We start from the raw sequence: 15754 nt of genomic DNA, 5'->3' as shown, positions 1-15754 counted from the left end.
CCTACTGATTATTATTTTCAACGATTTTATATTTTGAAGCATTTTCATCTGAAATATGTATTGCAATGTGTTCAGGTCCTTTCGTCTCAAATCTTTGAGTACAACCAGCTGCATCTGTTTTGCCTTTTTGCTGTGAACCATCCTCTCTAAATACCACATAATCAATATTCTTTCCTGGATTTCCGTTCTCATCAACAATCTCAAAAGTGAGATAACATGGGGAAGAATTTAACTTCAATGGTGGCGTTTCAACCTTTGCGCCACTGGTCAATTTTTGTTGCCCAGATTTGACTTCAAATAAACCTGGGGTAGTCGCAAATACACCTGAACCATTGATCTTTACTTCAGATGTATCTGCAACTAACCTAATTTCTTTAGAGCTAATAATATAAATCGTATCTTCTGTAGAAATAATTTGAATACCTTTGCGGGCAATCAAATCAGCACCATCACCCTGAGCTTGAATTTCAACTTTGCCTTTGCCTGCATAAAGCCTTGCACCTTCTTGTGCTGCAAAAAGACTGATTTTAGAACTTGCATGACCTAATAAGTTCTTTTGTGTACTGAGGTTAATGCTATCAACTGCACTATGGCTAATTTGTCCATCTGCTGAGAGGTGTATGTCTTCATTGCTCGATAAAGCAATAGAATTCGGTGCAGCTAAAACCATCAAGGCTTGTTTAAATGCATCAGCCTTATCTTTCTCACCGTTTTCTATTTGGTTCATAAATTGCTTTAACTTATCCAATACTTCTAAAGGATCAGTCTGTTGATTTTTCGCGACCTCACTTAAAGTTTTTGAACTATTTAAGCTCGATTCTAACTGCGATTTTGTTTCAGCCGCATCCAGATGATTGCCTGATGCGGAATCCTGAGCGTAAGTAGATAGCAACAAGCCTTTTTTCGCTCTTACTGCACCCCATTGGTCAGTTCTCAGTTCAAAACCTTCGCCTCGTCCTTCACTAGTCGCGGTTTCTTTTGGATGGCTTAAATTCCCAAGATTCAGTTGACTGGCACCATGACTGCTGTGTAACTGACTACTTATTTGGTTGGTGGTATCGTCAAAACGAAGCTGATTAAATCCATCAGATTGATATTCCTTACTTTTAATCCCAGAAAGTTGTTTAGTATCAGGTAGCTTTCCTTTGCCATCAAACTTAGTTGGATGACGATGTCCTTCATGAATACGTCCGACCACAAACGGTCTATCAATGTTCCCATCAAAGAAATCAATTGCGACCAACTCTCCAACCCGCGGTAGGAATCGAGCACCATAGCCTTCGCCAGCCCATGGTGTTAGCACATCCACCCAAGCCGAGTCGGTGTCATTATTGTTAGAACCTGCACCGCCATCATGTTGATGGTCTTCGGTACGAGTAAACAAGAAATTTACCTTAACCATTCCTCTTTCATTGACATAGATTTCTTCCTCACTTGGTCCAACGACTCTAGCACGCATTGGATGGGCTGTTGGTCTTTGGGTTAAGGGATTATATTCAGGAACAATGGCTATCTTGCGTCGTTGTAGTACCAATTGATTGGCTTGGCGTTCGTCACTGTTACCAATATTATTTATGCTGATATTAGCTGGTTGCCAATGGCTTTGTTTTAACAAAGTTTCGACTTGATGACTCAAGTCTTTCGGTAAATTATTCTGGTTATAAAAGTGCTTGGATATGATCAAAAATTGCTGTTCAGCAGAATCTTTTTGATCTAAACGAGGATTTTCATTCAGCTCAAAGTAATAGCCAACATGCGCATCTCGTACAGTTGATACAGCAACAAACTGTTTTGCTTGCGAGTCGTAGTAGTTGCTTAAGTTTTGGTTAAAACGTTCAACCTGACTGCTGCTCGATGGAGTTGCACCATCCTCATCATTGAGGTCTGCCACCCATGCAGGACTAAAGTGCCATACTTGTTCTAGACCTAAACTAGCGTTGTCATAGTTGTCACTGTGTTGGTGTTTACTTAAAACATTGCCTGCACCTTCTTCTATTTCTAGAGTATCTGCTTGCCAACGTTGGATATGCACAGAGGTCGGTTGCAGAGTTCGTTTCGCCAGTAAACTTAAAATCGAATCGCTTTTTTCAACGGCACTACTTCGATGGAAGCGAATACTTCGACGTTCTAAACTGCTATATTGCGTATTATCATCAATTAAACGGAACTTTTGGGGTTGGATTTGTTCGGTAAAACGAGACACTTTAAGTTGTGCTTCATCAATTAAAGTACTCACCCCTTCCTCAGCTAAAAGTCTTTGAACAAAGTCCGCATCCAGTTCATTTTGTTGCATAATGAATGGTCTGACATCGTAGTCTTTGGTTAAACCACTCTTATCCAGTGTTAGACTTGAAGCAAAGAGCTGAGATTTTTCTCGCCATTCATTAAATATAACCTCAACTGCCTGCAATGCAGACATATTCATAAATACACGCGAATTTCTACGCTGTTTCCATAGAGCGGTTGGATCTTCTACAGTTAAACGATAAATTGTAAGGGAACCATCAGATGCGCCCACCTCTGCTTTGGTGACAATGCCTGAAATGCGATTGAGTTCAGATTGATCATTGACAATATCAACGGCTACACGACATCCAATAAAGCTTTTTAAAGCAATATCAGTACGCAGAGACAAGCAAATGAGTTGTAAATGAATTCCTTTGGTAATCGCATGGGTTCCGTCAATACGTTGTAGGAATACCAGCTCATTGAGCGAACTATTGTTGAACTGAATATGTATCGCACGTTTTTGAGCAGTGAGCCCCAATTTGTCTAAAACAAAGTAAATATTATTTAACATAAATTATTGTTAAGTTTTTCTAAATCTGATTCATTATACTAAAAATCTCAATGAATTGTCTATACAGACTTGTCTAGCATTATGCTTAAAACAACAACTGAAAATTTTGCGACTTTGGACTGAGATTTAAACCTTATCTAGTACAGCCCCAAATTAAATATATAAATGCCGACATAAAAGCAGGGCTAAATTAAAACATTTAAGTTAGCCTTGTTTAACCATCATTAATCAATTTTATTAAAAACTTTCACTTAACATCAAAGACTCCGTTGTCTATTCAAGTACTTTTACCCCTTTAAGGATGTACAATAATTTTTACCGCAGATTCATTGTTATGAATCAAGGTTTCAAATCCTTGTGACACCAAATCTTCTAAAGCAATACGTTGGGTGATAAACGGCTCTAAATTAATTTTACCTTGCTCTACCAAACGTATGGTTTCTTGATGATCGTTGACATAAGCAATCGTGCCACGAATATCCAATTCTTTCATCACCACACTATGCACATTAATAGTGGCAGGATGACTCCAAATTGACACGATCACCACCACACCAGTAGGCTTCATGGCTGCAACCAAAGTATCCATGACTTTATTGACGCTACTACATTCAAATGCAACATCTACACCTTTATCTTGAGTCAGTTTCATCACTTCTGCCACCACATCCACTTGTGATGGATCAAGCACATAGTCTGCAACACCTGCTTCTAAAGCTTTTTCTTTACGTTTAGCGCTCAGTTCAGTAATGATGACTGTTAAACCTTTGGCTTTTAAAATTGCAGAAAGCAATAATCCTATGGGACCAGCACCACCGACCAAAGCAATATCACCAGCCTTTGCCCCACTTCTCACAAAGGCATGATGCCCTACAGATAAAGGTTCTATCAGTGCAGCTTGATCCAATGGAATTTTGTCAGAAATCGGATGAACCCAGCGTCGTTGTACAGCGATCTTTTCTGATAAACCACCACCTCGTCCGCCTAAACCAATAAAGTTCATATTTTTTGACAAGTGATAATGATCATTCGGACCCGTGGGTACATCATCTGCAATAATATAAGGTTCGACCACAACATGCTGCCCCACCTGAATATCCTCTACTCCCTCACCAACCGCATAGACCACACCAGAAAACTCATGCCCCATGGTCACAGGTGCAGATTCGCCAGAAATTGGATGCGGATGCCCACAAGGTGGGATAAAGATCGGACCTTCCATAAACTCATGTAAATCTGTACCACAAATGCCGCACCATGCGACTTGTATCCCCACAGTTCCGGGAAGGACTTGAGGTTCTGGAATATCCTCAATACGAATATCCCCTTTGTCATAAAAACGTGCTGCTTTCATAGAACTATTCCTTATACAGATAATAGAAAACTTAACCAAGAGATCGCCACTATCTGCATCTCATGCCTTGTTTATGTCGTTCTAACCGATCACCCAATACATTGTTGAAATGTCCTCAGACTCTAACGATAGACCATGCCACCGTCAGTCAAAATTGATTGACCAGTAATATAATTTGCATCCTCACTTGCCAAAAAGGCAACCAAAGCAGCCACATCATCTGGGGTTTCAGCTCGACCTAAAGCAATGCCATCAACATATTTTTTATAAGTTTCACCTACAGGTGCGCCTGTGATTTCAGCAAAGCGTTGGTCAATTTCGACCCACATATCTGTTCCCACGACTCCCGGACAATAGCTGTTGACCGTAATACCTGCACTGGCATACTCCTTGGCAGCAGCTTGTGTCAATGCTCTGACAGCAAACTTCGTTGCAGAATAGACACCCAATAAAGCAAAGCCTTCATGCCCTGCAATCGAGCAGGCATTGATAATTTTTCCCTGCTGTTGTCGTTGTTTAAATTTATTCGCTGCGGCTTGAATTCCCCAAAGTACACCACCCACATTGACATTCATGATTTGGTTAAACTCGCTGGGTGTGACTTCAGCTAAAGCTTTAACCTGCGCAATGCCAGCATTATTGATCATGATATCAAAACCATTTAAAGATGATTCTGTATGTGCAATAGCTTCACTGATCTGTATTGGATCAGCAATATCGGCAATAAATGTGGTGGCCTTTACACCCAATGCTTCAATTTCTTGTTGCACAGCATTTAACTTTTCTTGATGAAGATCTACCAGCGCAATATGTACGCCTTCTTGTGCCAAACGTAAGGCAATGCCTCGTCCTATTCCTTGTCCTGCACCTGTAATCAGTGCAACTTTGTTGTTTAAACCTTTAGGCATATTGTGACTCCTTAGATATGGATTGCACGTTGCATTGCCGATAAGACCGACTCATGCATCGCCTCAGATAAAGTAGGATGTGGGAAAATTACTTGCGCTAGACTTTCATCTGTAGCTTCTAAATATTTGGCGATAGCAAAGCCTTGGATATGTTCAGTGACTTCGTGCCCAACCATGTGTGCGCCCAACAACTCACCTGTTTCTTGATTAAAAATGGTTTTGACAAAGCCTGCTGTTTTACCCAACGCCAATGCCTTACCATTGGCTTGCAATGGAAACTTACCGACATGGATATTCAATCCTGCTGCTTTGGCTTTCTGTTCAGTCAAACCGATACTCGCCACTTGCGGATGGGTAAAGATACAACCAGGGATTTGAGTACGATCTAGTGCATGTACATGTTCAAGACCTGCAATTTTTTCCACACATAAAATAGCTTCATGACTGGCTTTATGTGCCAAACATGGTGCACCAGCAACATCACCGATTGCATAAACACCAGCAACATTGGTTTTGCACCATGAATCGACTTTGATAAAACCATGTTCAAATTCCATTCCCAGTGCTTCTAAACCTAAATGCTGTGTATTCGGTTGAACACCTATTGCTGAAAGCACCTTTTCCACAGTCACAACTTGCACCCCCTGTGCCGTTTCAATATGGCAATGTACCAAGTCATGATCCCGTTCGATTTTTTGTACTGCAGCTTCTGTTAAAACCCTCATTCCTTGCTGTTCAAATTGCTTTTGTACATATTGAGCAACCTCAAGGTCTTCGCTGGGTAAAATCTGTTTGGCTATATCCACCAAAGTCACTCGACAGCCCAAGTCTTGATATAAGCTTGCAAACTCACTTCCAATTGCCCCAGAACCAATCACCAATAAGGATTGAGGTAATTGTGTAGGAACTAAGGCTTCTCGATAACTCCACACCTGCTCACCATCTACAGGGATATGCGCTAAGTTGGCGGCTTTAGCACCTGTTGCGACAATAATATGTGGTGCTGAAATCTGCTGTTTTTGTCCCTGCGTATCAGTCAGCTCTAACTGTTCTTTGGCAGTGAATCGTGCAGTCGCATTAAAAACTGTCACTTGATTTTTCTTCAACAACTGTCCAATACCTTGCACCAATTGCTCTGAAACTTGTCTGCTATGTCGAACCAATTGCTGAATATCAAATTCAACAGCACCCAAACGAAAACCAAATTGCTCCGAATGTTTAAACTGTTGCGCCAATGCTGCTCCATTTAACAGTGCTTTCGTAGGAATACACCCCCAATTGAGGCAAATCCCACCCAAATGTTGTTTTTCAACAATTGCGGTTTTTAAGCCCAGCTGTGCTGCACGAATCGCAGCAACATAACCACCTGGACCTGCACCAATCACGATAAGATCAAATTGTGTCTCTGACATATTTAATCTCCTACACTAAAATCAATGCAGGATTTTCAACAAACTGCTTAAATGCTGCCAAGAATTGCGCCCCCAATGCACCATCAATCACACGGTGATCACAAGACATTGTTGCTGTAACCATTTGACGAATCACAATCGAGTCTTGTTCAATGACCGCACGTTTTTCTGCTGCACCTAACGCCAATATTGCACCCTGAGGTGGATTGATAATGGCATCGAATTGCTGAATGCCGAGCATGCCTAAATTAGAAATACTGAAACTCCCCCCCTGAAATTCATCAGGCGCTAATTTTCCAGTTTTGGCACGTGTCGCCAAATCACGCATAGCATTTGAAATTTGTGCCAAAGACTTACTATCGGCCGCTTTAATAATCGGTGTGATCAATCCATTCTCAATCGCCACTGCAACAGAAATATCGGCTTGTGCAAACTGTAAAATCTGTTGATTCTTTTCATCATATTGCACGTTGACTTGCGGTACTTTCATCAAAGCAGCGGCAGCAGCTTTAATCAGCATATCGTTAATCGACAACTTCACTTGGGGGACAGTGCTATTGATTTGCTGGCGTAATGCTTGGATTGCTTCAACATTGAGATCTATAGTTAAACGGAAATGTGGTGCATTACGTTTTGCTTCCTGTAGTCGTGATGCAATGGCTTTACGCATACCGTTCATGGCAATTGTGGTAGGTTTTGCTGATTGCGTTGTATTGTCCTGATCGCATTGTTGTGTCTGTACAGGGTTTTCACGCTGATAAACGGCTTCTACATCTTCTTTACAGACTCGACCTCTGGTGCCTGATGCGCGACAATCATGCAGATTTATGCCCCATTGTTTGGCTAAACGGCGTGCAACAGGTGTTGCTAACACTAGACTGTCATCTGCTTTAGATTTTGCTACTTTAGCACTGACTTGCTGGCGAATATCTGGCCATGAACCTCCAGCAGCTTGAACGGCTTGTTGAATATCATGGACACTGATACGCCCTTGTCGTCCTGTACCAGTAATTTTTGCCAAATTGACCTGATGCTTTTCAGCCAATTTCAAAGCATGTGGTGTCGCAAAAATCTCGTCACGCTGTTGATAACCTTGCAATACGGCGGGAATTGAATAGCCGCCTTGAGCAATAGATTTCTGAGTATTTACAGCATTATTCTGTTCAGGCAAATTATTCGGTTGAGCCACAGTAGCGACTGTTGTTTTAGCCTGAGTGGCTGATACCTCTTCTGATGTTTTTTCTGGTGCGTTTGTATGGGATTGCTTTTCACTGACTGTCGATGTGCCCGTTAAAGATTGGGCAAAAGCATCAATTTCTGCATCTGAAACTTGTGAATCAGCACAAATCGCAATTAATCCGCCCACCAACAAAGTATCGCCTGCTTTGGCAATGATTTTACGCAAAGTACTATCAAAGGGCGCTTCAAGCACATTGACGATTTTGGTGGTTTCAATTTCACAAATTTCTTGTCCTTTGCTAAATTGCGCCCCCTCTTGAATCAGCCATTGCGCAATTGTCCCTTCTTCCATGGACAAACCCCATTTTGGGATTTCTAAAGTTTTGATTTCGCTCATCCTAAGCCTCCAACGTTTTACGTACAGCCTGTTCGATACGCTCTACACTTGGTAACCATTCTTTTTCCAAAACGGGTGAGAAAGGTACAGGAGAATGTGGTGGTGTCACCAACTCAATCGGTGCTTTCAAATAATGAAAACCTTTTTGCGCAATCAATGCGGCAACATCATGCCCAAAACCACAGCGCGCAGCCGACTCGTCCACAATCACCACACGACCTGTAGACGCGACTGACTCTAAAATCCCATCCTCATCCAAAGGTGAAATCGTACGTGGATCAACGACTTCAACAGAAATGCCTTCTTTTGCTAATTTATCAGCAACCTCATTGGCGCGATGTACCATTAAACTCAACGCAATAATGGTAATATCCGTCCCTTCACGTGTGTAGTTGGCTACACCAAATGGAATGCTATATGACTCGTCTGGCACTTCTCCCTTGATGTCATAAAGCAACTTATGTTCACAGAAAACCACTGGATCATCATCACGAATGGCTTGAATCAGCAAGCCTTTCACATCATAAGCACTGGACGGTACAACCACTTTTAAACCCGGCACAGCGGCAAACACGTTGTAAGGTGATTGTGAATGTTGAGCAGCCGCAGAAAAACCTGCTCCGATCATGCCTCTTACCACTAAGGGTGCTTTGGCTTTTCCACCAAACATATAACGGAATTTAGCGGCTTGGTTATATAACATGTCATGACAAACGCCATAGAAATCCATAAACATCAGATCTGCTACAGGGCGTAAACCTGTTGCTGCGGCACCTGCTGCCATTCCAATAATGGCTGACTCAGTGATTGGCGTATCAATCACACGTTCTGAACCAAACTCAGTCCATAAACCTTTGGTAACACCCAACACACCACCAAAACCTTCGAGCTTATTGTCATCTGTGTTTTTGCCACCATGACCACCACGTACGTCTTCACCCACCACAATCACCGTGGGATCACGACGCATTTCTGATTCAATCGCTTCTTTAATCGCGTTTCGATAACTTTTATTTGGCATTGTTTTACTATTCCTTTAGTAAGAGACGTAAACGTCGGTGAGAAGTTGAGAAGCTTCTGGATAATTGGCTGCACGTGCTTTTGCTACCGCTGCATCCACATTGGCTTTTGACTCTGCATCAATCGCATCCAGTTTGGCGTCCTCAATTTTTCCTTTGACTTTTTCACGAAAAATTTTCAGTGGATCTTTATGTTCTTTGACATAATCAAGTTCTTCTTTTGAACGAATTAATCCAGGGTCACCTTCAAAGTGCCCGTAAAAACGATTGGTAATGGTTTCGATCACACTCGGACCTTCGCCACGACGTGCACGCTCAATGGCTTTTTGAGCGACTTCATAAACAGCAAAGAAATCTGTCCCATCAACTTTTTCAGCAGGCATACCAAAAGCGGCTGCACGGCCCGCAATATCCTTACTACCAACAGCATAGTCATGTGCAGTACCTTCACCAAAACCATTGTTTTCAAAAACAAAAATAACAGGTAATTTTAAGACCACTGCCATATTCATGGCTTCAAAAGTTAAACCTTGGTTAGAGCCTCCATCACCTGTAAAAGACAAACCGATTCCACCTGTTTTTAAAGTTTTAGCAGTCAAAGCTGCACCAATTGCCAAAGGAGGTCCTCCGCCCACAATACCATTGGCGCCAAGCATGCCTTTGTCCAAATCGGCAATATGCATTGAACCGCCCTTACCTCGACAAAGTCCGTCATCCTTACCGAAAATTTCCAACATCATCCCGTGGATATCACAGCCCTTGGCAATACAATGCCCATGCCCCCGATGTGTTGAGGTAATAAAATCTTTGTCCATCAAGTTTTCACATATTCCAACGGCTACAGCTTCTTCACCACTGTAAAGATGAATAAAGCCGGGAATATCGCCTGTATTATTTTCATCGTGTAGTCGATCCTCAAACTCACGAATATCTCGCATCCGTCGGTATGCTGCTAGCAATTGCTCTTCCGTTAATTGCATATCCTTAATCCTTAATGTTCACGTCTAGAAGTAAAAAACCAGATATTTAAAATTAAATACCGGTATTTAAAACCTGTATATTTATATAAAATTATTTTAATAGAAATTAATATTAGACTAAAAAAATATTAGTTTAAAACCAACACTAAAAACATTAAAAACAATGACTTAAAAATCAAAAAATATTTGTAATTTTTTATAATTTTCAAAAACTTAAAAAACCAAACCTTTAACCAACCTTTATTTTATAATATTAGTATTTTGCATATATTTATTCACAGTTAAAATATTATAAATATAATTGACATATTAAATAAAAATGTCACTTTATATTTATTATTTCATTTAATGGACTATTTAAAATGGATTTAAAGCGTTCAATCACCACAGGTGAAAAATTACGAGGTGCTGATAAACTGGCACGTATTCCAGTTAAAATCATCACTACAGAACAAATCCCTCAGAAACCAGAATGGATTCGTGCCAAAATCAGCCATCCAGAAGAAATACAACGCATTAAAGACTTATTACGCCAACAAAAGTTGCATACTGTCTGCGAAGAAGCCGCTTGTCCCAACCTACCGCAATGCTTCGGAGGTGGAACAGCAACATTTATGATTATGGGAGACATCTGTACACGCCGATGTCCTTTTTGTGATGTTGCGCATGGTCGCCCAAATACTTTAGATCCTGATGAACCTAAACATTTGGCGGAAACTGTTAAAAACTTAAATTTGAAATATGTGGTGATTACCTCTGTAGATCGAGATGATCTTAAAGATGGTGGCGCGCAACATTTTGTCGACTGTATTCAAGAAATTCGCCAAAGTAGCCCAGATACATTGATTGAAATTTTAGTTCCTGACTTTCGTGGCAGGCTAGATCTTGCACTTGAAATTCTCAGTGAAACACCACCAGATGTATTTAATCATAATATTGAAACTGTACCACGCTTATATCGGGCAATGCGTCCAGGCTCTGACTATCAACATTCTCTTGAGTTGCTTAAAAAGTTTAAACATTTGCGTCCTGATATTGCGACTAAATGTGGTTTGATGGTGGGATTAGGCGAGGTAGAAGCAGAAGTCATTGTTCTACTCAATGATCTCAGTGATCATTTGGTTGATTACGTGACGATTGGTCAGTATTTACAGCCGTCAAAGTCCCATGCCCCCATTCACCGTTTTGTATCGTTGAAAGAGTTTGAACACTATCAGACACATGGACAATTATTGAGATTTAAGAATATCTGGAGTGCGCCTATGGTTCGCTCAAGTTATTTTGCCGATCGTCAATATAAAGGCGAGCCTGTTCCTCAGCCATTTAAACGTGAAAATATCTTAAAAAGTGGCTAAAACTCAGCATTTTTGATCAAAGTTGAATAGCTTTGGATGGGTAACTTTATTTAACATTTATGCGCAGAAAACTCATTTTAAATTGAGCTCTGACATTTTAAAGTGGATATAGATCAAGACAAAAATACCCGAATTTTAATGCCATCATTTTGCTGGATTTAATGCGTCTTGAATGTGATGTCAAAACCGAACTATACAATGACAATGAATACAACATATTAATGGCGATAACCGCGCATCATAAAGGAATATGATATGAAGCTATTGAATCAATCGCGTAATCAAACATCAACATTACAAACCACACATTTATTCAATATCGCGCCAATGAATGCTGCGCCACTTTTAAGCCTGCCCATGGAGCAGGAACAATCATTATTTCGCCGTTCAATCCAACATAACTATGCAGATTTATTGAAAATTGCAGATGACTCAGAAATGGCGATTGGGATCACTGACCATCATGGAACATTATTATGGACATGGAGTAGCCGTTCTATGCTTTCGTCCGCAGAACAAGTCCATTTTGTTGAAGGGGGTCATTGGTCAACTCAAGCTGTGGGTACCAATGCAATCGGTCTAGCGCTGAATAATCATATTTCCAGCTGTGTGTATTCTCATGAAAATCAAATGAATAGTGTGCAGGATTGGGTTTGTTATGCAGCGCCAATCGTTGACCCTGTTTCTGGTCAATTTCACGGCATTATTAATTTATCCACCAAATATAAAAAACATACCTCGCTTGGTGTATTGGCTGTCGAGCGATGTGCCGAATTGGTTCAACGCGCAATCCAGTTTGAACAAAAAAATATGCTGTATCTGAAAGTTTTTGGTACACCTAAAGTACAGTTCAATCAACAACTTCTAACACTGACTCACAGACAAATTGAAATTTTGTGCATTCTCATTTTGCATCCAGATGGAATAAATTTAGATGAATTGCATTATGCACTGTATGGCGATCGTGACATCAGCGAAAAAACCTTAAAGGCAGAAATGTCACAACTCAGAACCTTGCTTCCGAATTGTATTTTATCACGTCCCTACAAACTGATTTGTGAAATTCAAACTGACTTTATCCGAGCAGAACAGTCACTCAATGCTGGTTTCCTAGCCAGCATATTTTCATTGTACAAAGGTAGTTTCCTCGCAAAATCAGAAAGTCCATTATTGACCACATGGCGAGACTGTTTCGATGCTCGTTTAAGTCATTTGATCTATCAAATGCAAGATATTGATCCATTACTCAAAATTATTCGCCATATGCCAGAACGAATTGACGCCATACAACGAGTACTGGAATTATTGCCACAGGAAAGCCAACACCGTGATCGCTTTTTAAAACTGCTTTGACCTGAACTGTATAACATCAATATGATTCAATATGCTGTGCTAAGCGTTGAATATTAAAGCGGATTTCCTCAGGGCTATGCGCGGCATAGCCAAATAAAACTGCTGCTTTTTGAGGAGGACTTTGGCAGTAACGAGATAAAGGCTGTACAGCTAAATCAACTTCTGCGCATATTTTTAGGAAATCTTGTTCTGTCCATCCTTGATTGAGCCAACACACCAAATGAATCCCGGAATCTGTCGGCTGTACAGTCAAGACATTAGCAAGTCTCTGTTGGATTTCTGCAATAAGCACCTGCTGTCGTTCATAACAAGCTTTGCGTACTTTTCGTACATGCCTCGCATAATGCCCCTCTTGAATAAACAATGCCAAAGCAACTTGTTCCAGATAAGCGCTTCGTGTATCGGTGTAGTATTTGGCGAGACTAAATGTCTCAATCAATGCTTCTGGAACGACCATGAATCCTAAACGGAACTCTGGAAACATCATTTTTGAAAATGTTCCAGAATAAATCACTCGTTGATGTTGATCTAAACCTTGTAAAGCCTGAATAGGATGCGTGCCATATCTGAACTCGCTGTTATAATCATCCTCAAAGATCCATTTTTGCTGACTCACCGCCCATTCCAGCAACGTCAATCGGCGACTCAAACCTAAAGTTCCCCCAAGTGGAAACTGATGTGATGGTGCCGTATAAATAAGCTGACTGTCTGGATAATGTTGAATGATTTCATTGATCTTCATTCCATCATCGTCACTCGCTATGGGATTCACAGTCATGCCAAAGCTGCGGAAAATATTCAATGCTGCATCATAACCAGGCTCATCCAAACAGACTTGGTCTTGCGCTTGCAATAAAGCATATGCCGCCAAATGAATCGCCTGCTGTGTGCCATTGACCACAATAATCTGCTGTTCATGGCAGTTTAGTCCTCGAGTCGAACGGACATAGTCACAAATGGCTTGGCGTAAAGGTAAATAGCCTCGACAATCATGAAACTGCCCCAACTGTCGGTAAGACTGACGCCATGCTTTTCCCAGCAACTTTCCCCAGAGTCGGTGTGGAAATAAATCAGTACAGCCCACACCGACATGAAAGATTTTCTCTTCCTGTCCAGAAACATTTTGTTTTTGCCATGCGGGCAACAAATTTGCGATGTGCGGATTAACCTTTAATTGCTGAGGAGGCTGGACTGAAGTCGAATTTGTATCCAAGGGTAAATTGATCAAATGATCAGGTATGATTTCAACAACATAAGTTCCAGAACTCGGTTTGGTCTGCAAATAACCTTCATCCAGTAAACGTTCTATCGCAGCCAGAACTGAGTTTCTAGAAATAGACATCATCTCTGCCAAAGCACGGCTTGAAGGCAGTTTGCTTCCTGCCCGCAAACGCCCATCCAAGATAGCATCACGCAAAACACGATATAAACCATCTTTGATCTGTCCTTCAGGCAGAATCAAATGTGGAAAAATAGCAGAAGATCGTGAACGCATAAGCAAAACTGGTACTGTCAAAAATACTAAAAGTGTACCTTATAAAAATACCACAATCAAAACTACACTCAATCTTACCATCCCAAATCATTGAGAAAAAAGACAATCTTTTACTCAAGTGATTGGGCTCTAGACACATGATTAAAATTTTGTGGGGTTGACTTATGCACGCTCAACAGCGCCCATTTCGAGTATTTTCTTCTGATCTGATCCATCCTGTTGTCGCAGGATTGATTTCGGTGATTGTCAATTATGGCGGTACTTTTATTCTGATCTTTCAAGCCGCTCAAGCAGCTGGATTAAGTGCAGAACTGACTGCATCATGGGTCTGGTCTATTTCCATTGGCGTGGGAATTTCTGGCATTCTATTAAGTTGGATCAGCAGAGAACCGATCATTACGGCGTGGTCGACACCAGCAGCCGCCTTTTTGATTACAGCATTAGTCAGCATTCCTTATGCTGAAGCTATCGGAGCTTATCTGATTTCTGCACTGGCTTTTGTGATTTTAGGCATGACAGGATATTTTGAAAAACTGATTGCTTATATTCCTCCAAGCATTTGTTCAGGTCTGCTCGCTGGAATCTTATTACAATTCGGCATTTCTGCATTTTCCAATATCAGTATTGATCCCGTCTTAGCGATCAGTATGCTATTTGTTTACATGCTGACTAAACGAATTTCTGCTCGCTATGCTGTTGTCAGTGTACTTGGGCTAGGTTTGATATTTTTAATTTTACAATCTCGTATTGACTTCTCAGCATTTGAACTGCAATTGGCTGCGCCTGTCTTTACCATACCTGCATTTTCAGTCAATGCACTTTTGAGTGTGGCACTGCCTTTATTTTTAATCACACTCACAGGTCAATATATGCCGGGCATCTTGGTACTTAGAAATGATGGTTATCAAACCAGTTTAAAACCGATATTTACGATCACCGGTTTGGGCTCTTTTTTAATGGCTCCTTTTGGTTCTCATGCATTTAATCTTGCCGCAATCACTGCTGCGATTTGTACAGGGAAAGCATCTCATACTGATCCATCTAAACGCTGGATTGCAGGTATTGCTGCAGGTATATTTTATATTTTGGTTGGAATATTTGGGCTAACGCTTGCAAGCCTCTTTAGTGCTTTCCCGAGTGTTTTTATTGCAACGTTGGCTGGACTTGCTTTACTGGGAACGATTGCAGGAAGTTTGGCAAATGCAATGCATGATCAGGACACACGGGAGTCTGCACTGATCACCTTTTTAGCCACTGCTGCAAATATTCATCTGTTGGGCATTGGAGGAGCTTTTTGGGGACTAGTCATTGGATTAATGTCCTATGTGATCTTAAATGGAAAATTTAAAAGATAAACCATTGTTTTACCATTACACTTTTATCGTGCCTACTATTTGCCATAGTTGTGATTTAGACATTATGGAATTCTATGACATACCTGACTAAAACAAGGGAGACTAAGACTCCCTTTTTTAGGTCTCAAAGCAACTGGTACTCTCAAA

Annotated in this window: 11 protein-coding genes; 3 read left to right on the top strand and 8 right to left on the bottom strand. The window is 40.9% G+C overall.

Going from position 1 to position 15754, the window contains the following annotated elements; genetic code table 11:
• Position 1 precedes the first annotated feature (1 nt).
• From AC1Z3T_RS09550 to AC1Z3T_RS09520, 7 genes are all read right to left on the bottom strand, one after another.
• On the bottom strand, positions 2-2800 hold the full coding sequence (locus AC1Z3T_RS09550) for a type VI secretion system Vgr family protein (protein WP_100885772.1): 2799 nt from the start codon (positions 2798-2800) through the stop codon (positions 2-4).
• Positions 2801-3095: 295 nt separating this feature from the next.
• On the bottom strand, positions 3096-4154 hold the full coding sequence (locus AC1Z3T_RS09545; RefSeq protein ID WP_100885773.1) for a 2,3-butanediol dehydrogenase: 1059 nt from the start codon (positions 4152-4154) through the stop codon (positions 3096-3098).
• A 122-nt stretch (positions 4155-4276) separates the two neighbouring features.
• Positions 4277-5062, bottom strand: a complete 786-nt coding sequence (locus AC1Z3T_RS09540) for an acetoin reductase (RefSeq protein ID WP_100885774.1) — start codon at positions 5060-5062, stop codon at positions 4277-4279.
• An 11-nt stretch (positions 5063-5073) separates the two neighbouring features.
• Complete coding sequence (lpdA, locus tag AC1Z3T_RS09535; RefSeq protein ID WP_100885775.1) at positions 5074-6474, bottom strand: dihydrolipoyl dehydrogenase; 1401 nt, start codon at positions 6472-6474, stop codon at positions 5074-5076.
• 10 nt (positions 6475-6484) lie between these two features.
• Positions 6485-8050: a 2-oxo acid dehydrogenase subunit E2 gene (locus tag AC1Z3T_RS09530; protein ID WP_100885776.1), complete on the bottom strand. Its 1566-nt coding sequence runs from the start codon at positions 8048-8050 to the stop codon at positions 6485-6487.
• Position 8051: 1 nt separating this feature from the next.
• The gene (locus AC1Z3T_RS09525) at positions 8052-9071 is read right to left on the bottom strand and encodes an alpha-ketoacid dehydrogenase subunit beta (RefSeq protein WP_004829597.1); all 1020 of its coding nucleotides are present in this window, start codon (positions 9069-9071) and stop codon (positions 8052-8054) included.
• Positions 9072-9086: 15 nt separating this feature from the next.
• The gene (locus tag AC1Z3T_RS09520; RefSeq protein ID WP_046760538.1) at positions 9087-10049 is read right to left on the bottom strand and encodes a thiamine pyrophosphate-dependent dehydrogenase E1 component subunit alpha; all 963 of its coding nucleotides are present in this window, start codon (positions 10047-10049) and stop codon (positions 9087-9089) included.
• 362 nt (positions 10050-10411) lie between these two features.
• On the opposite strand from AC1Z3T_RS09520, the gene lipA reads away from it, so the two are divergent.
• Together lipA and AC1Z3T_RS09510 are read left to right on the top strand one after the other, a co-directional pair.
• Positions 10412-11404, top strand: a complete 993-nt coding sequence (gene lipA, locus AC1Z3T_RS09515; RefSeq protein WP_419320520.1) for a lipoyl synthase — start codon at positions 10412-10414, stop codon at positions 11402-11404.
• Between the two features lie 255 nt (positions 11405-11659).
• Positions 11660-12757: a helix-turn-helix domain-containing protein gene (locus AC1Z3T_RS09510; protein WP_100885778.1), complete on the top strand. Its 1098-nt coding sequence runs from the start codon at positions 11660-11662 to the stop codon at positions 12755-12757.
• 16 nt (positions 12758-12773) lie between these two features.
• On the opposite strand, the gene pdxR is transcribed toward AC1Z3T_RS09510, so the two are convergent.
• Positions 12774-14252: a MocR-like pyridoxine biosynthesis transcription factor PdxR gene (gene pdxR / locus AC1Z3T_RS09505; protein WP_100885779.1), complete on the bottom strand. Its 1479-nt coding sequence runs from the start codon at positions 14250-14252 to the stop codon at positions 12774-12776.
• Between the two features lie 164 nt (positions 14253-14416).
• Between pdxR and AC1Z3T_RS09500 the strand changes: the two genes are divergently transcribed.
• Positions 14417-15607, top strand: coding sequence for a benzoate/H(+) symporter BenE family transporter (locus tag AC1Z3T_RS09500; protein ID WP_100885780.1), 1191 nt, complete (start codon positions 14417-14419; stop codon positions 15605-15607).
• Positions 15608-15754: the final 147 nt, after the last annotated feature.

The sequence above is a fragment of the Acinetobacter sp. B-6 genome (assembly GCF_056930735.1).
The sequence above is the reverse complement of the archived record's forward strand: the minus strand, read 5'-3'. Positions and strand labels throughout refer to the sequence as shown.

Coding starts and splice junctions, on each gene's coding strand:
- AC1Z3T_RS09500 (WP_100885780.1), top strand. CDS start 14,417: ATGCACGCTCAACAGCGCCCATTTCGAGTATTTTCTTCTGATCTGATC.
- AC1Z3T_RS09520 (WP_046760538.1), bottom strand. CDS start 10,049: ATGCAATTAACGGAAGAGCAATTGCTAGCAGCATACCGACGGATGCGA.
- lipA (WP_419320520.1), top strand. CDS start 10,412: ATGGATTTAAAGCGTTCAATCACCACAGGTGAAAAATTACGAGGTGCT.
- AC1Z3T_RS09525 (WP_004829597.1), bottom strand. CDS start 9,071: ATGCCAAATAAAAGTTATCGAAACGCGATTAAAGAAGCGATTGAATCA.
- AC1Z3T_RS09545 (WP_100885773.1), bottom strand. CDS start 4,154: ATGAAAGCAGCACGTTTTTATGACAAAGGGGATATTCGTATTGAGGAT.
- AC1Z3T_RS09540 (WP_100885774.1), bottom strand. CDS start 5,062: ATGCCTAAAGGTTTAAACAACAAAGTTGCACTGATTACAGGTGCAGGA.
- AC1Z3T_RS09530 (WP_100885776.1), bottom strand. CDS start 8,050: ATGAGCGAAATCAAAACTTTAGAAATCCCAAAATGGGGTTTGTCCATG.
- AC1Z3T_RS09550 (WP_100885772.1), bottom strand. CDS start 2,800: ATGTTAAATAATATTTACTTTGTTTTAGACAAATTGGGGCTCACTGCT.
- pdxR (WP_100885779.1), bottom strand. CDS start 14,252: ATGCGTTCACGATCTTCTGCTATTTTTCCACATTTGATTCTGCCTGAA.
- lpdA (WP_100885775.1), bottom strand. CDS start 6,474: ATGTCAGAGACACAATTTGATCTTATCGTGATTGGTGCAGGTCCAGGT.
- AC1Z3T_RS09510 (WP_100885778.1), top strand. CDS start 11,660: ATGAAGCTATTGAATCAATCGCGTAATCAAACATCAACATTACAAACC.